The organism is Streptomyces sp. NBC_01669 (assembly GCF_026339735.1).
GTDB classification, from domain to species: Bacteria; Actinomycetota; Actinomycetes; order Streptomycetales; family Streptomycetaceae; genus Streptomyces; species Streptomyces yanii.
In genome coordinates this window covers 208,674-229,876 of the sequence record NZ_JAPEQG010000002.1, presented here as the reverse complement: position 1 = coordinate 229,876, position 21,203 = coordinate 208,674, and the positions used below count along the sequence as shown (strand labels likewise).

Below are 21,203 nucleotides of genomic sequence, written 5' to 3'. Positions count from 1 at the left end.
CACTGCGAGCGGTGCCCGCATAGCGTGAATGTTAGCGCTGCCGGTAGCGCTAACAACAGAGCTTGGAACAACAAATGCGGCGACGGCGCGGCGAGTTCCCTTCCCTCCCTCCTCTTCGCCTCCCTCCCCTTTCAAGGAGTCCCATGACGACGCCTGACAAGCCCGGGATACTCACCGGGTACCGGGTTCTCGACTGCTCCATCGCCATGGCCGGCCCGTTCGCGGCCCAGCGGCTCGGCGACCTCGGGGCCGACGTGGTCAAGGTCGAGCCGGTCACCGGGGAGTGGCAGCGTCATGCAGCCGCGGGAGGCGCGGGCGGGAACCGGATCAACGTCTCCTTCCTCTCGCTGAACCGCAACAAGCGCTCCCTCGCCGTCGACCTCAAGGACCCGGACGGCAAAGAGGTGCTCCGCCGGCTCGTGGCCGACGCCGACGTCTTCCTGCAGAACTACCGCCCCGGCGTCGCCGACCGCCTCGGCGTCGACTACTCCTCGCTGGCGGAGATCAACCCGTCGCTCGTGTACGTCTCCATCTCCGGCTACGGCGAGGACGGTCCCTACGCCCAGCGCCCCGGGCAGGACCTGCTGCTCCAGGCGATGTCCGGTGCCATGCTCTCCGCGGGCCGCGCCGGCGAGGCACCGCAGGCCGCGGGCCAGTACCTCGTGGACGCCGTCACCGCGTCCACCGCCTTCGAGGGGGTGCTCGCCGCGCTGCTGCACCGCGAACGCACCGGTGAGGGACAGCTCGTGACGGTGAACATGCTGGACGCCGTCACCACACTCCAGATGCAGGAACTGTCGGTGCACACCGTGGGCGGCCTGGCGCAGAACCGCTCCGGCGAACCGCACGCACATGTCTACATCCGCGCACCCTACGGTGCGTTCGAGACCGCCGACGGCTACATCGTCCTCGCCTTCCCGCCGCTGAAGACACTCGGCGAACTCCTCGGCGAGGACAGCTTCCTGTCCATGGAGGACGAGGAGCACGGCTGGACCCACCGCGACGAGCTCTTCTCGCGCACCGCGTCCCGGCTCCGTACCCGTACATCGCGCCACTGGCTCGACGTCTTCGAGACCGCGGGCGTATGGGCCGGACCGGTCTACGGCTACGCGGACCTGGTCGACGACCCGCAGATCCGCCACAACGGCACCTTCGTCACCTACGACCACCCCACCGAGGGCCGTGTGAAGGTGCCCGGGTTCCCTTACAAGTTCTCCGCCACGCCGCCCCGTATCGACCGCGGCGCCCCGCTCACCGGCCAGCACTCGCGCGAGATCCTGGCCGAAGCGGGCCTCGGCCAGGAGGAGATCGAGGCGCTGTTCGCCTCCGGCACCGTGACGGAGACCCAGTGACCTACGCCGGACTGACCTGGGACCACCCGCGCGGCCACGACGCCCTCGCCGCGGCGGCCGGCGACCTCGTGCACTGGTCCGTCCAGCCGCTGGAGGGTTTCGAGTCCCATCCCGTCGACGAGCTCTGTGCCCGCTACGACCTCGTCGTGCTGGACCATCCGCACCTCGGCGAGGCACTCGCCTCGGGCTGCCTCCGCCCGCTGGACGATCTCTTCGGCAGGGAGGAACTGGACGGCTGGCGCGCCGGCTCGATCGGACCCACCATGCGCTCGTACGCGATGGACGGCAGTCAGTGGGCCCTGCCCCTGGACGCGGCCACCCAGGTCTCCGCGACCCGCACCGATCTTGCCGGGGAGCCGCCCACCACCTGGGAGGAGGTGCTCGGCCTCGCGAGCCGCGCGCCGGTGGCCCTGTCGCTCGCCGGACCGCACGCCTTCCTCACCTTCGCCTCCGTCGCGGTCGCCCTCGGCGAGGAACCGGCCGCCGACCCCGGTGAACTGATCAGCGACACGACGGGACGCGCCGTCCTGGACCTCATGGCCGGGATCGACGCCCGCGCACCCGCCCGTACGCGCACTCTCAACCCGATCGGGCTGCTGGAGCTGATGGCGGGCACCGACCGCCTGGCGCACTGCCCGCTGGTGTACGGCTACGTCACCTACGCGGACCGGCTGACGTTCACCGACGCCCCGGCCGCCCGACCGGGGGGACGGCCGGGCTCCACCCTAGGCGGCACCGGACTCGCCGTCAGTTCCCGCTGCACCCCCACCTCGGAACTCCTGGACCACATCCGCTGGCTGATGTCGCCCTCCGCCCAGTGCGGATTCCTGCCCCGGCACAGCGGGCAGCCGAGCGCACGCGCCGCCTGGACCGACCCGGCGATCGTCGCAGCGGACTTCTACCGCCGGACCACCGCCACCTGTGAACAGGCGTGGGTCCGCCCCCGCCATGCCGGCTACATCGGCTTCCAGAGCGCCGCCTCCGCCGTTGTCCGGGACGCCCTGGCCGGCGAGACCGGCCACCGGGCGGCAGTCGGCCGGCTGCGAGCTCTCTACCGCGCGAGCCGGACCACGAAGGAAGTAGGACGAGCATGACCGATACCACCAGCACCCCGCCCGACCTCGGCACCGGACACGTCCTGCTCGACGTCGCCGACCGTGTGGCCACCCTCACGCTGAACCGGCCCGAGAAACTGAACGCCGTGACCCCCAAGATGTCCCGCGCCCTGGTCCGGGCCGTGCAATGGTGCGACACCACGGACGACGTCCGCGCGGTGATCCTGACCGGTGCGGGCGGGCGCGCCTTCAGCGCCGGATCGGACATCCGCGAACTCGACGGATACCGCACGCCGTGGGAGTTCCGCAACCGCGTCGACTACTGCGACGCCATCCGCGAGGCCCGGACGCCCACGATCGCGGCCGTCGGCGGCTACGCCCTCGGCGGCGGGCTGGAGACCGCCCTGTCCTGCGACATCCGGATCGCCTCACGGACGGCGTCCTTCGGAGCACCGGAGATCACACTCGGCTGGATCGGGGGCGGCGGCATGGCGGCCTTCCTCAGCCGCGCGGCCGGCCCGAGCAACGCGGCACTCATGCTGCTCACCGGCGACCGCATCGACGCCGCACGGGCGCTGGAGTGGCACCTGGTCAGCGAGGTGGTCGCCCCCGGCGAACTGCTCGACCGGGCCCAGGCCCTTGCCGCGGTCATCGCCTCCCGGGCCCCCGTGGCGGCGGAGACCGCCAAGATCAACCTGCGGGCGGCCGGGAATCTGCCCGAGGACCAGGCTCTCGCCTACGAACGGGACCTGCAGACCATCTGCTTCGCCACCGAGGACGCCGCCGAAGGCCGCCGCGCGTTCGCCGAGAAGCGCCCGCCCGTTTTCCGCAAAGCCTGAGAGGAACGACATGACCCAGTGGCCCGACGCCGCTACCACCCTGCCCGACGACGGCACGGAAGGGGCCCTCGTCGGCCGGGTCTGGCAGCCCGGCATCGGTCCCTGCGTCGTCGCCGTCCGCGAGAGCGGTGTGCACGACGTGACGGGGACCTTCCCGACCGTCCGCGACCTCTGCGAAACACCCGACCCGGCGGCGCAGTTGCGCACGGCCGACGGCGAGTGCCTCGCCGGACTCGACGAACTGCTGGCCAACACACCGCCCGAGACACGTGATCCCGCACGTCCCTGGCTGCTCGCCCCCGTGGACCTTCAGGCGGTCAAGGCCGCCGGCGTGACCTTCGTGGTGTCCATGCTGGAGCGGGTGATCGAGGAACGTGTGCGGGGCGAGGCCTCCGGCGCCGCCGAGGTGCGCGAGCGGATACGCGGACTCGTCGGGGACGATCTGGCATCCCTGCGGCCCGGCTCCGCGGAGGCCGCCGCGCTGAAGGAACTCCTGGTCGCCCGGGGGATGTGGAGTCAGTACCTGGAGGTGGGCATCGGGCCCGACGCCGAGATCTTCACCAAGGCCCCCGTGCTGGCCGCCGTCGGCACCGCGACCGATGCCGGGGTCCTTTCCACCTCGCGGTGGAACAACCCCGAACCGGAGATGGTGATGGTCGTCTCCTCCGCAGGGAAGGTCGTGGGCGCGACTCTCGGGAACGACGTCAACCTCCGTGATGTGGAGGGCCGTTCGGCACTCTTGTTGTCGAAGGCGAAGGACAACAACGCCTCTGCCGCCCTGGGGCCGTTCGTGCGGCTCTTCGACGCGACCTTCGGGATGGACGACGTGCGGAAGGCGGCGGTGACCCTGACCGTCGAGGGCGAGGAAGGCTACCGACTCGACGCGGTGTCCTCCATGTCCGCCATCAGCCGCGATCCACTGGACCTCGTCGGTCAGCTGATCGGTCCGCACCACCAGTACCCCGACGGTGCGGTGCTCTACCTGGGCACGATGTTCGCCCCCGTCGAGGACCGTGACACTCCGGGCCAGGGCTTCACCCATCACGACGGAGACCTGGTCACCATCGCCACGCCCCGGCTCGGTTCACTCGTCAGCCGGATCAGGCCGAGCGATGCCTGCGAGCCGTGGAACTTCGGAATCTCCGATCTGATGCGCTCCCTGGCCGCACGAGGAGCGCTGTGACGCAGGGCGCGCCGTCCGCCCGGACCGGCCGGGCGGACGGCGCGGCGGCGGGCGCAATGGATATCGTCTCGGATGTGACCCAGCCACCCCGCCGCCCACGCAAGCGTTCCGCCACCCGTTCGGTGACCCTGTCGGACGTGGCGGCGGCGGCCGGGGTGTCCGCCCAGACGGTCTCCCGGGTCGTGCGCGACCCGCGGTCGGTGCCGGACGAGACCCGGGCCAACGTCGAAGCGGCCATCGCGGCGACCGGCTACGTGCCCAACCTCGCCGCCAGCAACCTGGCGTCGAACCGCAGCCGCACGGTCGGTGTCCTGGTCCCGCAGATCAACGCGTCGGTCTTCGCGGACACCGTTCACGCCTTCTCGACCGCCCTGGCGGCCCACGGCTACCAGATCTTCGTCGGCACGACCGACTACCGGCCGGAGCACGAGGAGGACGTGCTGCGGAGTTTCCTCGGCCGGCGGCCGGACGGACTGCTCATGGTGGGAACCGACCACACCCCCGGAACCCGTGCCCTGCTGGCCGCCGCGGGAGTGCCCGTCGTGGAGACCTGGGGCTGGTCGGACGATCCGGTGGACCTGCTGGTCGGCTTCTCCAACGCGGCGGCGGCCGCCGCGATGGTCGGGCACCTCGTCGAGCGGGGCCGGCGCAGGATCACGTTCGCCGGGCGGCACACCTCCGGCGACCCCCGGGCCGCCGAGCGGCTCGACGGCTACGCGACCGCTGTCCGTGAGCTGCTGGGGACTGCTCCCCGCACGGTGGACGCGGGACCGGAGCCGGTCACCATGGACACCGGCGTCACGCTCCTGGACCTTGTGCTGGAACGGCATCCGGACTCCGACGCCGTGATGTTCTCCAGCGACGTCTTCGCCGCCGGCGCCCTGCAGGCGTGCGTGCGCCGGGGGATCGACGTCCCCGGCACGCTGGCCCTGGCAGGGTTCGGCGACTTCGAGCTGGCCCGGCACCTCGTCCCCTCGCTCACCACGGTGGCGGTGCCCGGCACCCTCATCGGCGAGCTGGGGGCCGAGTTGCTGCTGGAGAGGATGCGCGGCACCCCGGTCGGCGTTCCGCACCGCGACGTGGGCTACCGGGTCGTCGCCCGCGCAAGCTCCTGACGCAGGGGCGCCGCCCGGGCCGGGGCGGATCCCGCTGAGGCCCGGGGGCGGCCGGCGCACCGGCGAGCGGCCGCCCCCGGGCCTCAGCGTGCTGCCCAGACCAGGCCCCGTTCGACCATCTTCGCGGTCTGCGGCACCTCCAGGTCCGCGACGCGGTGGCCGAGGGTGCAGACGAAGACCCGGCCGGCTCCCCAGCGGCGCGTCCACACGACGGGGAACTCGACCGGCTCGTCCCACTGGCCGCCGTCGGGGGAGAGCACCGAGGTGGCCAGCACCGTGTTCAGAGTGTCCGTCAGCACCCAGTAGTGCTCGGTGAGGACGTCGAAGTCCTCGATGCCCTGGGTGATCTCGCCGTCCCGCTCCGGCAGGGCCGTGATGCGGACGGTGAAGTCCTGGAACCCGTCCGGGTGCCACAGGAACCGTCCCCCCACCATGCGCAGATAGCGAGCGGCGGCGACATTCGTTCCGATGACGCCGCCGTGCCAGCCGGCGAAACCCGTTCCCGCCTCCACGGCCGAGACGAGCGTGTTCTCCTGAAGGGGCGTCAGTTCGCCCCCGGACCATGAGTGGACGACGAGGTCGGTGGCGGCGAGCAGGTCCGCATCCTCGTACACCGAGAGGTCCTCGGCGACGGATACGTCGAACCCCGCGCGTTCGAGCCGGGGAATGAACATCCGGGTGCATCCGACCGGGTCGTGCCCCTCCCAGCCGCCGCGTACCACCAGGGCGTTGCGCTGACTCACTTCGGATTGCCTCCGTACGGTGTCGGTTGTCCCTGCGGCTGTGGTGGTTCCGCTCGGCCGCTGCCGGGCGGAACCGCGCCCGGTCGATTGCTGCCGGCTCCCTCAACTCCCCGTCCCTGAGTGCGAATTAAGGACCGGGGAGTAACCTGGCGCGAAGCGCTCCGAGCTTTCCGGTGGTCAGGCTTCGTTCGCTCCTTGGCCCGCTGTTCCCGTCGTGGCCGTGGACCGGAACCCAGTGACATGCGTCGCACCCCGCCTTCGGTTGAAGCGTGTCGCACGGTGGTGACGGGCGAATCCTGCCCCCGGAGCCCTGACCGGGCATGCCCGAAGTGCCTTTCGCGGGCGGCCGGTCCGGCCCCGGGCGTGCTCTCGCCTCCGGGGCGGTGGCGTGACCGGAAACCTTGGTCATCACTTATGATACGAGTGATGACCTTAGCATGTTCCGCTAGCCTTGAGCCCTCGGACAGTGGGGACCGGGCACACCTGCACACATTGGGAGTCGCTGACCAGATGAGTAACCCATCCGCGGACGCCGTTGCCGTGTCCCCCCGTCAACGGCGTCGGCCTCCCCTCGCCGCCGCCGTCGTGCAGAGCCTGGCGACGGCCATCGTGCTCGGCGAGTACCCGCCCGGAACGGCACTTCCCTCGGCGGGCGTCCTGTGTGAACAGTACGAGGTGAGCCGCACCGTCATCCGCGAGGCGACCATGGCCCTCTCCGAGAAGGGCCTCGTCGCGACGCGCCAGGGATGGGGGACGGTCGTGCTCGATCAGGAGCAGTGGAGTCTGCTCGACCCCCTGATCCTCGACGCGCTCTTCCAGCGGAAGGACCGGCTGGTCTTCCTCGACAACCTGATCGAGATCCGGACGACCCTTGAGTGCGCCATGTCCGCCCGCGCCGCCCGTCTCATGGACGACACGCAGGCGGCGGCGCTCTCGGCCAAGCTCGACGAACTCGCGGCTCTGCGAGGCGACCCGGAGGCCTACTCCCGCGCCGACATCGAGTTCCACGAGATCATCCACCGTGCGTCGCGGGACGCGTTCGGGCGGGCCATCGTGTCGAGCATCCAGGGCAAGGCCGTGCGCTACCCCCAGTACAGCGGCGATCCCACGCGTGAGCACATCGAGCTGACGCACGAGGCGCACGCACGGATTGCGGCCGCCCTGCTCGCCCAGGACGCCGACGAGGCGGCCGAGGCGATGCGGGACCACATCACGTCCTCCTGGGAGCGCCGGCGACCACTCGACACGTCCGGCGCGTGACGTACGCCGGGGCATCCGTGTGCGGTGGATGCCCCGGCGCGAGGAGACGGTGTCACCCGGCGGCTACCGGTGGACGGCGTCCGTGTCGCGGTTCGCCGGGCGGCCGATGCCCTGCGTCGTGACGCTGCGGTTCCACTCCCGGACCCACGCGGCCCCGTACGACCGCGCCACCGAGCCGGAGGCCGAGAACCTGAGCGTGCCGAGGTCGAGGCCGGTCTCCGCCACCGAGGCGGCCAGGACGGGGTTGGTGTTGACCCGGTTGCTCCACCGCGACAGGCTGTACTGCGATGCCGGCTCGGCGAAGTCGGCCTTCGTCTCGATGAAGCCGCAGCAGCCGACGATCACCGCGTGGTCGATCTCGACCCGCGACGGCACCCAGACCGAGTCGGGATCCTCCCACACCGACGCGCGGCTGCAGCCGTTGGTCCCGGACGTGGTGTAGACGGCGGCCGTGCACTCCTCGCCCGTCGCGGTCACGCGTGGCACGTACCAGTCGGTGATCTCCGGATACGTGATCGGCTTTCCGTCGGAGTACTTCTGCTTCCCGTTCGTGTAGTGCGCGTGCCAGGCGGCGACGGTCCGGGGGGTCGCGCTGTACTTCTCGCCCTCGCGGACGTCGAGGAACGTGTTGTAACGGCTCTCCAGCACCCAGCTGTTGGCCGGCGGAAGGCGCGTCTCGCCGTTCTTGTGGTAGATGCCGCCGTGGCCCACGTGGTCCACCCCGATGAACACGTTGTCGTTCGCGGTGTTGCTGTGGCCGGAGTTGAAGTTGACGCCGGACTTCGCGTCGCTCACGACATTGTGGTGGAAGCGGACTCCGGTCGCGCCGTCGTCCATGTACAGGGCGTCGTTGGAACCCCCGATCTTCTCGAAGTGGTTGTAGGCGATCTCGTTGCCGAGGTAGGTGAAGTCCCGCCCGGCGTAGACGACCCCCATGTCGCCCGCGTTCTTCACCACGTCGTAGAAGTGGTTGTGGTTGACGCGCATGTCGTTGCCCATGATCTGCACGGCCATGTGCGGTGCGTCGTGGACGTAGTTGTACTCGAACGTGTTCCCCACGCCGTACATGTAGCCGGCCGGGGTGTACGTGGCGAGTTTGGAGAAACGTGTGATCTCGTTGTGGCGGGCGACGTTGTTTCCGCGTTCGAGCGTGGCGCGGTCCCCGCCGCCGAGCAGTACGCCTCCGCCGCCGAGATCGTGGAGGTAGGAGTTCTGCACGACGTTGTCGTGCCCGCCCTGCACGGTCTCGTAGTCCGGCATGCTGGTGATCGTGTCCGTCGTACGCCCGATCCGGATCGCGTCCATGCTCACATTGGAGATGTCGACCCCGTCGATGAGGGTCCCGACGGCGTCCAGCAACTGCACGCCGCTGATCAGCGACCCGGTCATGGCCAGGCCCCGGACCGTCACGCCCCGGGTGCCGTCGAGCAGCATGAAGTTCTTGTCGAACGTCTGCAGCGTGGTGGTCCTCCCCTCGATCGTGCCGTTCTGGGGCCGGTAGTAGAGGACGTCGTTGTCGTGGTAGCGGTCGATGTAGTACTCGCCGGCCGTGTCCATCTCCGACAGGACGTTGAGCACCTTGACCTTGGTCCAGGAGTCCTGCGGGATGTACATGGAGGGGTACTTCGTGTACAGCTTGTCGCCGCTCCACGACAGGATGCGCAACATGTCGTTGGCGTAGTTGTTGCCGAGGTAGCCCGAGAGCCAGCCCTCCGTCTCGGACTTGGTGTTGTCGATGTCCTCGATCCAGCGCGGATCCAGCTGGACCGGTACGTCGGAGTACTCGCCGAATCCGCGGGTGCCCGGATCATCCACCGCGGGCACCGCCTCGGGTGCCCAGTTCCGGTAGCGGTCGCCACTGGCGGCGCGGCCGCCGACCGTGAAGACGGACGGGGTCATGCGCCGCATCTCCTCCGGGCTCCAGGTGTCCCGCTGCCCGGTGTCGGGGAGGAGCTGCTTCTTGTCCTCGAACTGGGCGCGGGGCGTCGTGCCGGAGCTGTTCCAGGCGCTCTCCGGCCCGAAGCGGGCGTCCAGATCCACGTTCATCAGGTCCCGGGGGCCGTCGGCCTTCCACTTGGCTCCCGTCCCCCACAGGTGGCAGGCGGTCTCCGTGGTGGTGCACGAGTTGCCGTCCGGGTACTCGGCCAGGGTCTGGGTGCCGCCGTCGACGACGAGTTCCGGAGCGAACGGCTGCTGGACCCAGTTGAAGCCGTTCTTGTAGAGCGTGCCCGGGTCGATCCCGTGCGCGCCGAGGTCGAACACCCACACACCGTCACGCAGTTCCGGTGTGTTCAGGCGGGTGTTGGAGGAGTACCGGGGCTCGGCGAGCGTGTCGTCCGAGATGTCGGTGAGCCTCTGCCACCCGTCCGCCGGAAGTTCGTGCGACCCGGTCAGCGTGACCGTCTCATCGCGGTACGCGGCGTACGTCACCCATGAGTTCTCCTTGCCGCTGAGCCGGATGGTGTCGTCGAGGACGTACGTCCCGCCCCGGATGTACACCGTGCCCCGCGCCCCGGGGGAGGTGCGGCCGGCCAGTGCGTCCCGCGCCGCCGTGATCGTCCGCAGAGGGGCATCGCGGCCCCCGCTGTTTCCGTCGTCGCCGTCCGAGGCCGACACGTATACCGTGAGGGCCCCGGAGGAGGCCGCCTGGCCGGACGGCGTGGCCGACGCGGTGCCGGCCGCCGGCACGCCGGCGCTCGTCACCAGCGCCAGGGCGACGGAGGCCAGTAGGGTCCGCGCCGGTCGTCTCCCGGTTCTCGACATGGAGGAGCCTTTCGTTGGATTCCGTGATTCCGTCCCGGCCGCGACATCCGGTCCGCTTCGAGGCGTCCCGGCGTCCGTGAGCGGACGCCGGAGGGGGCGTCCGACAGCCCCTGTGCCGCCTGGGTCAGCGCCGCAGGCAAACAGAACATGTATGACATGTGCAGACTATGACTCCCGTTGACCCCGCACAAGCGTCACGACAGAACCGGGCGCCGGAGAGCGGGCGCGAGGGGACGCGGCGGTGGGAGGTGGCCGGGCGGAGTCGGCGGACGGTGGGTCAGTCCAGATGGAAGACCTCCTCCGCGTCCACCCAGCGCTCCCCGGGCTCCGCCGAGCCGAGCGGCTGCTGGCAGGGATCGGTGAGGGTCCACCACCGCTGGGTCTCCGGGTCGGCGGCGACGGCGGCCATGTCGGCGTCGTAGTCGTCGCCGGTGTACTCGTAGTAGGCGAACAGTGTGTGGTCGCGCAGGAAGATGGAGTACGAGGTGATGTGGGCGCGGGACAGGGTGTCCAGGACCGGCTGCGGGACCGACCGGTGCAACTCCCGGTATTTCTCTTCCTGTTCCGGACGCAGACGGATCACGGACGCGACACGGCGCGGGGTACGGGGGGCGGGCATGGCGGGGCTCCTTCATGACGCGGGCCGGTCGGCCCGCCAACGGCCTTTGCCGGCCGGGCGGAAGGGCCGGGCCGGTCGGGTCTGGGGGAGGAGAGGGACGGGCGGGCCGGCCGGGAGATGTCCGGCCGGCCCCGCCATCGGGGATCAGCCCTTCACGGCTCCTGCCGCGAGGCCGCTCATGACGTGACGTTGCATCACGACGAAGATCACCAGAATGGGGATCACGGCGAGCAGCAGGGTCGGGAACACCTTGGTGTAGTCCGTCGAGTACTGGCCGACGGCGGCGTACACACCGGTGGTGACGGTGTAGACGTCACTGCCGGGGCCGAGGATCATCTGCGGACTGGCGAAGTCGTTCCACACGCTCAGGGAGTTCAGGATGAACACGGTGGCGATGATCGGCCGCATCAGCGGCACGATGATCCGCCACAGCGTGTAGTACTTGCCGGCCCCGTCGATGGCCGCGGCCTCGTCCAGCGACCGGGGCAGCACGCGGATGTAGCCGAAGAAGACGAACAGCGTGAACGGGATGGTGGTGGCTGTCATGAAGAGGATGAGGCCGGGCATCGTGCCCATCAGTCCCACGGCGCGAAGCACGAAGATGACCGGCACCAGGATCACCTGGGTCGGGATGAACATCCCCGCGATGAAGAAGAACAGCAGCAGCCGGGAGATCAGCTTCGGTGTGCGGGCCAGTACGTAGGCCGCGGGCGCGCACACCACCATGGCCAGCGCGTTCACGCAGAGCACCAGCGCGAGCGTGGTGCCGTAGCCCTTGAGAATGCTGAAGTCGGGGTTGTTCCACGCGTCCGCGAGGTGCTGGAACGTCGCGGTGCCGAGGTCCAGGGTGAACGGGTTGCTGAGGATCTCCCGCTGACTCTTGAAGGCGTTGACCACCAGGAGGTACATCGGCACGAGCATGCCGAGGGACGCCAGGGTGACGAACGCGACGCGCAGGGCGGCGGCCGAAGTGAGTGTCTTCTTCATCCGATGGACTCCGCGTCGTTCTCGGCGCGCCTGCGCAGGAAGAGGACCGTGAGGGACAGGACCGCGGCCGCGAGGATCAGCAGCACGGCCTGGGCCGATGCCAGGCCGATGTTCCGCTGGGGGAACGAGACCGCGAGGATCGAGTAGGCGAGGGTCTTGGTCGATCCCGCGGGACCGCCCCCGGTCAGCGACACGACGACGTCGTACGTCTTCAGCAGCGAGATGCCCGAGGTGATGACGGCGACCGTCACCGTGGAAGCCAGCGATGGCCAGGTGACGGCACGGAAGGTCTGCCACCGGCCGGCTCCGTCGAGCTTCGCCGCCTCCAGCAGATCCTCCGGCACGGCCTGGAGCCCCGCCAGATACAGGATCAACTGCACGCCGAACAGGGACCAGACGATGACGAGGATCATCGACCACAGGGCCCAGTCGGGGTCGCTGAGGAAGGGCAGGCTGTCGGTTCCGACCTTCTCCAGCATGGTGTTGACCACACCCTGGGGCCCGAGGATCGCCTGCCACAGGAAGCCGACGACCAGCGCGCTCAGGACATGCGGGTAGAACATGACCACCCGGCCGAAGGTGTTGAACCGGTTGGTGCGCTTCAGCAGCAGCGCGAGGCCGAGCGCCGCGACGTTGACGGCGACCGCGCCCACCACGGCCACCACGGCGGTGATCACCATGGTGCCCGTCATGTCGTCGGAACCGAAGATGGTGCGGTAGTTGTCCAGCCCGATGAACTCGGGGACGCGGGTGGGGAATCCGTTGTACTCGGTGAAGCTGTAGTAGAACGCGTAGATCACCGGTACGACCAGGAGTGCGGCGTAGATCAGCACCGCGGGGACGACCATGCTGATACTGACGCCCGCGTTGCGCCATCGCCGCTGCTTCGAGGGGAGTGTGCGTGCCATGGTCAGCGGTTCTCGTCGGTCCACTGGTCGATGGCCTTGGCGGCGTCGGCCGGGCTCGCCCCCGTGTAGAGGCTCTGAGCGACCTCGGTGAACTTGGGGTTGAAGCCCGTCACCGGCAGCCGGACGTTGCCCTGGCCCTCGCCCACGGCGACGAGCGCGGGAGCATTGTCGAGAATGCCCTGGATCAGGGCGTCGGTACCGGTCTGCTTGACGTCGGACTCCTGGCGGAACACCCCGTCGGAGCCGAGCTGCGCCTTGACGGCCGCCGGGTCGGTCACGAGGAACTCCACCAGCTGCTTCGCGCCGGCCTCGTCCGACGCGCCCTTGTGCACCATGTACGGGTTGGCCATGGTGGCGCCCTGCGGACCGGGATAGCTCTTGCCGTCGGCGGCCGGCGGGGAGAACACGCCCACCTCGAAGGGCAGTTTCCCGGCCTTGGCCAGCGTGGCGGCGAACCAGCTGCCGTTGGTGTAGAGACCGGCCTTGCCGGCGATGAAGTTGCCGTCCGCCTGCGAGGGGTTGAGTCCGGCGTCGCTCTTGGCTATGTATCCGGCGTCGATCCAGTCCGCGTACATCTGGAAGGCGGGCTTGTAGGCATCGCCCACGGTGAGCTTCTGGTCCGTGACGGCGCTCTGCCACTTCGGGTGGAGCTCGTTGAGCGTCGGGTGGTAGATCTGCTGGAGCTGGAGGCCGGTCTGGTAGTCGCCCGCGGTCTGCATCGGCGTGTAGCCGGCCTTCTTGAGCTTGCCCAGATCGGCGGTCATCTCCTTCCAGGTGGTCGGAGTCGCGGTGATGCCGGCCTTCTTGAACGCGGTCTTGTTGTAGTAGACGAGCGACTGGGTCTGGGTGCCGACGCCGACGGCGAAGTGCGTGTCGCCGATGGCGTACGCGTCGAACATCGGGGTCCCCTTGGCCCAGGCCTCACCGCTGAGGTCGACCAGCTCCGGAGCCGTGTCGTCGTCCGGGAAGATGGACTGGATGACATCGGGGGCGGTCCCCGCGGCCAGTTGCTGGGGGAAGGACTCGGCGACGGACTTGCCGGTCGGGCCCTCGATCTTCACCTTCAGACCGGTCTTGTCCTCGAACGGCTTGACCAGCTTCTCCCAGTAGGCCCGGTCGAGGTTGTCGGTCAGGTTGACCATCATCCGGATCTCGCCGTCCTTGCCGCCGGACGTACCGGAGCCCGACGAGCATGCCGCGAGGAGCAGCAGCGGAACCACGGCGGCAAGGGCGGCTCCGCGCGCCTTGCTCCCTCGGTTGGCAGACATCATTGTCGACTCTCTTTTCCTCGGTAGGGAAAGCTGGTGATCAACGTTCGCTGGACTGCGGGGCGTGCGGATGCGGGTCGTGCTCCGGTGTCACAGCCGCCCCCGGTAGGGCAGGGGGCCGACGGCCGTGATGTCGGTGGGTGCCTCGTCGCCGTCGACGCGGTAGATGCCGTCGTTGGCGACGAAGAACTCGAGCGCGTCCGGATACCGCAGGTCCTCGGGCAGCGGCTCGCGGTCGGTCCAGGCGAAGAACTCCCGGGTGAAGGTGTCCTTGTCCTTGCGGCCGTAGATGTGCAGGTCCCCCGCGGTCAGCGGTGAGCGCACGCACCAGTGGACGCCGGACTCGGCCCAGAAGGCGCGGTCGCTGATCAGTACCGACTGCCGGTCCCTGGGGGCAAGCACCTTGTCCCAGAAGCCGTCGCCCGGTCCCAGCCGCGCCATCAGGAACATCAGGTCGTGGGCGTGCCAGGCGGTGCTGGGTGCGATGTCGGCCTCGTTGTGCCAGCCGCTGGCGGAGGCGAAGTAGCCACCGGGCGTCTGGTAGCCCGCATAGGTGGCGAGGCACGCCTCGGTGAACGCTTCCAGCTCGGCGTCGGGACCCTCGGCCAGCACCTCGTGGATGCCGTAGAGCGTCAGGCCCATGCCCGCGATCAGCATGGGCGTGTCCGACTTCAGGGCGCGGTCGTCCTGGACGTACCAGTAGCGGTGGTAGCGGACGGCGCCGGTTTCGTCGGTCCACGCCGAGCGGGCCACGTGCCGGCACAGCCGCCTCGCCTCGGCCAGCAGCTCCGGATCGCCCTGGGCGCGGTAGCCGAGCACCAGGGGGACGATCATGAGGCCGTAGTACTCGGCCGGTTCCAGGATGCCGCCCTCGGTACGGTCCCGCACGGTGCGGAACGTGCCGGAGCTGTCCGCGTCGGGTACGCCGCGGTGGTGGAACAGGCGGACCAGGGTGGCGAGGTCCTCGGGTATCTGCTCCGCGTAGGTCTTGTCGTCGGCCAGCTCCGTGTAGAGCTGCTTGACCCACACCCGGGCGTACTCCTGGTTGCAGGTACCGTCCTCACCGGCCCGGCCGCCCCCGTACATCTCGCACGCGTCGAGATTGCGGCGTACGGCCGCGAGCGCGGCGTCCACCTCGTCGTCGGGCAGCAGATGACGTGCGTGCTTCAGCGCGAGCAGCACACCGAGGCTGCCGACGGCGTTGTGGATGAGACCGGTGGTCGCCGACTCACCGACCTGGAAGCCGATGTGCCGGTACTGGCCGTCGTCCTGGAACTCCGTGGCCTGGTAGCGCACCAGCCGCCGCAGCAGCTCGACGCCCCGCTCGTCGGGCTGTTCGGCCAGGGCCTGTGCGAGGGCCCCAACGGCCGGGCCGGCGAACGTGGTGTGCCCGCTGGTGAAGTCGAGGAAGGTGAAGGGGTTCGTGCCCCACACGCTGTGGTTGTGGAAGCCATTGACCGCGCCCTCCTCCGTGATCCAGCTGTGCAGCCAGCCGGCGAGTGCGGCCGTGTCCGGCTCGGTTGTGCGGTGTTCCATGGCGTTCCTTCCGTAGTGGTTACACGGCCGTGCGGCATCCGGCCGCGCGGAGTCGGTGACGTTCATGTCCGTCCCCCCGCGGGCCGCGTCGCCCGGCTCGTGGGAAGCAGGGACAGCGCGGTCAGTTCGTCCCAGAGCGCGTCGGGGACAAAGGCCGCCAGCCGGTCGGCGTTGGTACGGGACTGGTGGGCGTTCCGTGCGCCGAGGACCACCGAGGTGACCGCCGGGTGCCGCAGGGGGTGGGCGATGGCGGCCTCCGGGAGGCTGCTGCCGTGCCGCTCGCAGACATCGGCGATCGCGGCGGCCCGGCCGAGCAGTTCACGGGAGGCCGGCCGGTAGTCGTAGGTGGCGTGCATCGGTGGGCGGGGGGCCGCGAGCAGCCCGGAGTTGTACACCGCGGCGGCGACGACGCCCACGCCCCTCTCCAGGGCGAGCGGGAGCAGCTCGTCCGCGGCGGAGTGGTCGAGCAGGGTGTGGCGGCCGGCCACCATGACGATGTCCACGTCGCAGCGGTGGACGAACTCGGTGAGCATCCCGGTCCGGTTCATTCCGGCGCCCACCGCCTTCACCACCCCCTGGTCGCGCAGTTCGACGAGGGTGTCGACGCCCGTCGTGGACGCCTCCTGCCAGTGGTCGTCGGGGTCGTGGAGATAGACGATGTCGACGTGGTCCAGGCCGAGACGTTCCAGACTGCCCTCCAGGGACCGCAGGATCCCGTCCCGGCTGAAGTCCCAGCTGCGGCGGGACGCCGCGGGCACCACGAATCCGCCGTCGTCCCCGAGGTGGGCCGTCTCCGGACTCGGCACCAGCAGCCGGCCCACTTTGGTGGAGACGGTGTACTGGGACCGGGGACGCCGCGAGAGGGCCGCGCCGAGGCGGCGTTCGGACAGCCCGAGCCCGTAGTGCGGGGCCGTGTCGAAGTAGCGGACGCCGCTTCGCCAGGCCGCGTCGACGGCGCCCGAGGCGTCCTCGTCGCTCGTGACCCGTCCGAGGTTGCCCAACTGGGCCGCGCCGAAGCCGAGTTCTGTCAGAGCCGGGGTGCGGGCGGCGGTTCGGGTACGCATGCGCCTCACCGGACCCTGGCGCGCGCGGAGGCTGCGAGGTCCTCCGGGTGGGCGAACGGACGGCCCGACGCGAACCGCTCCACCTCGTCGACGACGGCGTCTCCGATGCGGTGCAGCTCACCGCCCATGGAGCCGGCCAGGTGCGGGGTGAGCACGACGTTGTCCAGCGACCACAGGCCGCTGTCCGCGGGGAGCGGTTCCGGGTCGGTGACGTCGAGCACGGCGTCGATCCGGCCGCTGCGGAGCTCCGCGGTCAGGGCGTCCTGGTCGACGACGGCTCCACGGGCGGTGTTCACGAGCGTTGCCCCGTCGCGCATGAGGGCGAGCAGGCCCGCGTCGATCTGCCCCTGCGTTCGCGGTGTCAGCGGCTGGTGCAGGGACACCACGTGACTGCTTCTCATGAGTTCGTCGAGCGGCACCGGCCGTGCACCGAGGCCGATGGCCTCCTCCGCGGTGAGGGTGGGGTCGTACAGGAGCACGTCGACATCGAAGGAGCGGAGCAGGGCGAGGACAGCGCGGCCCACGGTGGAGGCGCCGACGATGCCCACGGTCTGCCGGTAGTTGCCGGGTACGGAGTGCGTGGCCGGATGGTCCGGAACGCTCCTGGACCGCCGGTACGCCCGCGCGGCGGGCAGCGCCCGCTTGCCGGCCAGAAGGATCATGGCGAGCGTGTACTCGGCCACCGGGACGGAGTTGGCGGCCCGGGCGTTGGCGGCGACCACCCCGCGGGCGGCGAAGGACTCGGGGTCCTCCAGGCAGGTCGCGGCGACACCGCCCGCGTAGACCACGGCCCGCAGCCGGGAGACGTACGGGAGGTGGGCGGCGCGGACGACGGGTGCGTTCCAGCCCGCGACGAGGATGTCCGCCCCGGCCAGGGCCTCCCGTGAGCGGGCGGATTCCAGCTCGGTGAGAACGAGGCCGGTGTCGATGTCGGCGGCCCGGCGAAGGCGGGCGAACGCGTTCTCGTCGAAGAGGGAGCCGGGCAGACCCGGCGGGTTCATCGCGAGGACGGCACGTGGTCGTGTCACGGGGCGATCCCCTTCCGGGCGCGCCCGACGGCACGAGGGTGCCCGGCGGCGGCGCTGTCGGTGGGCCGGCCGTCGTGTCCGGACTCGGCCACGAGGCGCAGGCCGGCATCGGGCGGCCGGACGTGGGGTCCGGCCGGCTGGGCCCAGCCGGCCGTCTCCTCAAGCCGCGCGATCGCCGCCTCGTCGACGGTGATGCCGAGCCCCACGGTGTCACCGAGGACGATGCCGCCGTCGGCGATCTCCTGGTCCACGGTGAGTCCCACCGGGGCCGAGGTGTCCTGCACTTCGGTGACCAGGTGGTTGGGGGTCGCGGCGGCGGCGTGGGCGAGGGGGTTGGTCTCGTATCCGACCGGGCTGACGGGCAGGTCCTGGCCGTGGGCGAGGGTGGCGACCCGGAGGAAGTGGGTGATGCCCCAGACGCTGCCGGTCTGCACCACCTGCACGGCGTCCCCGGCCAGGAGGGGCCGGAACTGCTCCAGTCCGGTCAGGTTCTCGCCGGTGGCGACGGCAGTGCGTGCGGCTCGCCCCACGGCCCGGTTGCCTGCCACGTCCCACCGGCGGACCGGTTCCTCGATCCAGGTGAGATCGACGTGCCTCTCGATGCGGGCCAGCAGCCGCACCGCCTGGTGTCTGCCCCAGGTCTCGTTGACGTCGAGCATCAGGGCGGGGGAGCGGGTGGTGGCTCGTAGCACGTCCGCCACCGCGTTGAGCCGCGTGATGTCGCGGTCGGTGTCGAGTCCGCCCTTGATCTTGGCTCCGGTGAAGCCGCGTTCGGCCCAGCCGGTGTACAGCGCGACGAGTTGCTCGTCGTCCAGGGCGATGTCCAGGCCGGAGGCGTAACCGGGAACGAAGCGGTCGGCGGCGCCGAGTGTGCGCCACAGTGGTTCGCCGGCCATCTTCGCCTTGAGGTCCCACAGCGCCATGTCGAAGGCGCCGATGGTGCCGAACACGGACCCACCGTGGCCGGTCTTGAACGTGCGGGCCAGCATCCGGTCGTAGAGGGCGGTGACGGCCCGGGGGTCCTGACCCTCGATGGCGGGGAAGATCCGATGGGCCTCGGTGTGGGCCCCCAGGCCCACGCCGGTGAGACCGTCGTCGGTTTCGACCAGGACGACCGGGACTTCGGTGACCCCGCTTGCGACGAAGCCGTTCGCGTCCCCGACGGGGCGGCCCCAGTTGTGCACGGTCCGCAGGGACCGGTATCCGGTGATCTTCATCTGCTCCCCCTCTGAGTGCTCGTTAGCAGCCCCTGGATGGAGGCGCGGGAGGCCTCCGGGGTGGCTGGTGCGTCCCTGGACCGGTGACCTGTGGTCCGGGAAGGCCGGGCGCGGGCCGCGGGGGATGGTGCCGGGGCACGCGGCTCGCGCTCGACGACCGCGCCGTTTGCTGATGGTTCGGGGGCGTTTTCTCTTGGCGCGGGCCATGGCGTCGCGCCGTCGAGGGGGAGGCCCCGTGCCACCCCTTCAACAGTCGTAACGTATCATACAAGTGACGACCTGGAAGCTCTGCGGTAACGCCGAACTCGCCTGTGCTGCACGGTTCGTGGACGGCAAAACACCATGTCGGAGCACATGCTGTGCCCGATGAGCCCGGATCCGACCCCGGCAGGTCCGTCGCCCGCACCAGGGGGCGACCCTGAACGCGCGGGCCGGTCGTACACGGTCCATCCCGGCCGGCCCGCCTCCCGTCCGCCCGTGCGGCTGCGTCCGGCGATGCCCCGCCCACGCCCATGGACTGGGGGCCCGGTTCCGCGTTCTGCCCCGCGCCGTGCGGACCGTCGAGCCGGAGCATTCCCGAGGCCGCCCGGCTGTCAGCCCGAGGTGCCCGGGCCTGTCGGACCGGCGAGGTAGCCGTCCACCTCGCCCGCGGCGTGGGCGGCGAACATCGGCCCGGCGATCTCGGGATCCCCGGAGCGCAGGACCTCCAGGAGCTCCGCGTGGTGCTCGGCCAGCGCGCCCCAGCCACCGTCGTAGCGGGGGTCGCCCAGTACGTGGAGATCCCAGAGGCTGGACTCGATCACGCGCCACAGCCGGATCAGCGCGTCGTTGCCGGCGGCCGCGCACACATGCCGGTGAAACGACATGTCGGCGCCGCGGAAGGCCGCGATGTCGCCCTTGTCCACGGCGAGGCGCAGCCGTGCCACATCGTCCGTCAGCAGCCGTGTGTGCTCGGCGTCCAGGCGGCCGGCCGTGCGACGGGCCACGTACTCCTCGAACATGACCCGAATGTCCCTCACGTCCTGGGCCTGTTGCTCGGGGATCCGGGCCACGCGCGTGCCGCGGTGCGGCTGGGAGGTCACCAGGCCCTCGTGCGCCAGACGCTTGATCGCCTCGCGCGGCGGTGCCTGACCCGTGCCCACCCGGCGGGCGATATCCGCCTCCACGAGGCGCTGGCCTGGCGCGAGTTCACCGCTGACGATCCAGTCACGCAGCAGCGCGTACACGTGGTCCGAGGGCGGCCGGTGCGGGAGGCGTGCCGGGGACGGGGCCGCTCCCGCCGCGCTTCGGCCGCCCCCTCGCCGGCGCCCGCCCTTCGGCGGTTGCACCCCCTCGGGCAGCTCGGCGGCCTGCTCGCGCCGGATGCGCGCCACGGTGGACTGCGACAGGCCCAGGGCGTCCGACAGGGTGCGGGTGGACGGCACCGGAGTGCCGTCGCCGGCCTGCGCGAGCACCTCCGCGATACGCGCCTCCGCCTCCCGTCTGGTGACGCTGCGCGGTCGGCCCGAGCGGGGAGCGTCCCTCAGTCCGGCCACGCCCCGGCGCACGTAGCGGTCCCGCCACTTGGCCACCGTGGCGGGACTGACCTGGAACCGCTGAGCCACCTCGGCGTTGGTCAGCCCTTCGGCCAGGGCCAGGACGATGCTGCTGCGCAGACGCACGGCCCCGGGCAGCTGACGCGAGTAGTCGGACAGAGCCGCCCGGTCCTCCTCGCTGAGCTGGGGAAACGCCTGCGGATCGGAAAATGTCATGGCTTTGCCACTCCACGGTTGGGTGAATTTATGACTCGGAGGGCCACGGGAATGACGTCCCGCACACATCAACTTATTGTTCGCTCCGGCGTATTGACGGCGACCGGGCGCGAACATCTTACTTATCGTGCTCAGCCAGTGACCCACCAGATCGTGCTCCGCGAAGCCCCCCGAGGAGGAAACGCTGCGTGAACGAAGGACCGGAGGGACGGGGTCCGGAAGAACCGGCGCTGTGTCTCCCGTCCGCACCTGAACACCGTCCCCGGCCCGGCCCGGGACACCAGGAACCCCCCGGGGACAACCGCCCCCGATCATGACGGCCCGCGCGACGGCACCCCCGTGCCCGCGCTTACCCGGGCCGAATCCTTCCTGCGCCCTTCCGCGCACGTACGGCCCGGGCGGAGCGTTCCTGCTCCCCGGTGACCGGCGGGCGATGACAGACCGAACGTGAAGCCGCGATGACGTGCTCGGACGTCGTCATTGCGTGCAGGAGCACGCCCCGGTGCGGTACGACC

The 21,203-nt window shown here is 70.4% G+C and carries 17 protein-coding genes; 6 read left to right on the top strand and 11 right to left on the bottom strand.

All coding sequences use genetic code 11. The features are described from left to right. Positions 1-143: 143 nt before the first annotated feature. The 5 genes from OG972_RS41755 (at position 144) to OG972_RS41735 (ending at position 5,544) form a co-directional block, all read left to right on the top strand. A complete protein-coding gene (locus OG972_RS41755) occupies positions 144-1,352 on the top strand; it encodes a CaiB/BaiF CoA-transferase family protein (RefSeq protein WP_266991458.1) in 1,209 nt (402 codons plus the stop codon). Then, positions 1,349-2,446, top strand: coding sequence for an extracellular solute-binding protein (locus OG972_RS41750; RefSeq protein WP_266991456.1), 1,098 nt, complete (start codon positions 1,349-1,351; stop codon positions 2,444-2,446). The genes OG972_RS41755 and OG972_RS41750 overlap by 4 nt, the downstream gene beginning before the upstream one ends. Then, a complete protein-coding gene (locus tag OG972_RS41745; RefSeq protein ID WP_266991454.1) occupies positions 2,443-3,246 on the top strand; it encodes an enoyl-CoA hydratase/isomerase family protein in 804 nt (267 codons plus the stop codon). The genes OG972_RS41750 and OG972_RS41745 overlap by 4 nt, the downstream gene beginning before the upstream one ends. A gap of 10 nt (positions 3,247-3,256) precedes the next feature. Further along, entirely contained in the window at positions 3,257-4,429 is a 1,173-nt protein-coding gene (locus OG972_RS41740) for a fumarylacetoacetate hydrolase family protein (RefSeq protein WP_266991452.1), read from the top strand. Between the two features lie 74 nt (positions 4,430-4,503). Further along, on the top strand, positions 4,504-5,544 hold the full coding sequence (locus tag OG972_RS41735; RefSeq protein ID WP_266991450.1) for a LacI family DNA-binding transcriptional regulator: 1,041 nt from the start codon (positions 4,504-4,506) through the stop codon (positions 5,542-5,544). Positions 5,545-5,627: 83 nt separating this feature from the next. Here the strand turns inward: OG972_RS41735 and OG972_RS41730 are convergent, their stop codons facing one another. Further along, positions 5,628-6,287, bottom strand: a complete 660-nt coding sequence (locus OG972_RS41730; protein WP_266991448.1) for a ThuA domain-containing protein — start codon at positions 6,285-6,287, stop codon at positions 5,628-5,630. 510 nt (positions 6,288-6,797) lie between these two features. Between OG972_RS41730 and OG972_RS41725 the strand changes: the two genes are divergently transcribed. Then, a complete protein-coding gene (locus OG972_RS41725) occupies positions 6,798-7,547 on the top strand; it encodes a FadR/GntR family transcriptional regulator (protein WP_266991446.1) in 750 nt (249 codons plus the stop codon). A 63-nt stretch (positions 7,548-7,610) separates the two neighbouring features. Here the strand turns inward: OG972_RS41725 and OG972_RS41720 are convergent, their stop codons facing one another. The 10 genes from OG972_RS41720 to OG972_RS41675 form a co-directional block, all read right to left on the bottom strand. Then, positions 7,611-10,310, bottom strand: a complete 2,700-nt coding sequence (locus OG972_RS41720; RefSeq protein ID WP_266991444.1) for a right-handed parallel beta-helix repeat-containing protein — start codon at positions 10,308-10,310, stop codon at positions 7,611-7,613. A gap of 277 nt (positions 10,311-10,587) precedes the next feature. Continuing rightward, positions 10,588-10,929: an L-rhamnose mutarotase gene (locus tag OG972_RS41715; RefSeq protein ID WP_266991442.1), complete on the bottom strand. Its 342-nt coding sequence runs from the start codon at positions 10,927-10,929 to the stop codon at positions 10,588-10,590. Between the two features lie 144 nt (positions 10,930-11,073). Further along, the gene (locus OG972_RS41710; protein ID WP_266991440.1) at positions 11,074-11,916 is read right to left on the bottom strand and encodes a carbohydrate ABC transporter permease; all 843 of its coding nucleotides are present in this window, start codon (positions 11,914-11,916) and stop codon (positions 11,074-11,076) included. Next, positions 11,913-12,824, bottom strand: a complete 912-nt coding sequence (locus tag OG972_RS41705; protein ID WP_266991439.1) for a carbohydrate ABC transporter permease — start codon at positions 12,822-12,824, stop codon at positions 11,913-11,915. The genes OG972_RS41710 and OG972_RS41705 overlap by 4 nt, the downstream gene beginning before the upstream one ends. Before the next feature lie 2 nt (positions 12,825-12,826). Then, positions 12,827-14,095 (bottom strand): ABC transporter substrate-binding protein, encoded by a 1,269-nt coding sequence (locus tag OG972_RS41700; RefSeq protein ID WP_266991438.1) that lies wholly within the window; start codon positions 14,093-14,095, stop codon positions 12,827-12,829. Between the two features lie 87 nt (positions 14,096-14,182). Next, complete coding sequence (locus OG972_RS41695) at positions 14,183-15,628, bottom strand: hypothetical protein (protein ID WP_266991436.1); 1,446 nt, start codon at positions 15,626-15,628, stop codon at positions 14,183-14,185. A gap of 62 nt (positions 15,629-15,690) precedes the next feature. Further along, on the bottom strand, positions 15,691-16,692 hold the full coding sequence (locus OG972_RS41690; RefSeq protein ID WP_266991434.1) for an aldo/keto reductase: 1,002 nt from the start codon (positions 16,690-16,692) through the stop codon (positions 15,691-15,693). Positions 16,693-16,697: 5 nt separating this feature from the next. After that, the gene (locus OG972_RS41685; RefSeq protein WP_266991432.1) at positions 16,698-17,720 is read right to left on the bottom strand and encodes a hydroxyacid dehydrogenase; all 1,023 of its coding nucleotides are present in this window, start codon (positions 17,718-17,720) and stop codon (positions 16,698-16,700) included. Continuing rightward, on the bottom strand, positions 17,717-18,937 hold the full coding sequence (locus tag OG972_RS41680; protein WP_266991430.1) for a mandelate racemase/muconate lactonizing enzyme family protein: 1,221 nt from the start codon (positions 18,935-18,937) through the stop codon (positions 17,717-17,719). The genes OG972_RS41685 and OG972_RS41680 overlap by 4 nt, the downstream gene beginning before the upstream one ends. 593 nt (positions 18,938-19,530) lie before the next feature. Continuing rightward, positions 19,531-20,688: a GntR family transcriptional regulator gene (locus tag OG972_RS41675; protein WP_266991428.1), complete on the bottom strand. Its 1,158-nt coding sequence runs from the start codon at positions 20,686-20,688 to the stop codon at positions 19,531-19,533. Positions 20,689-21,203: the final 515 nt, after the last annotated feature.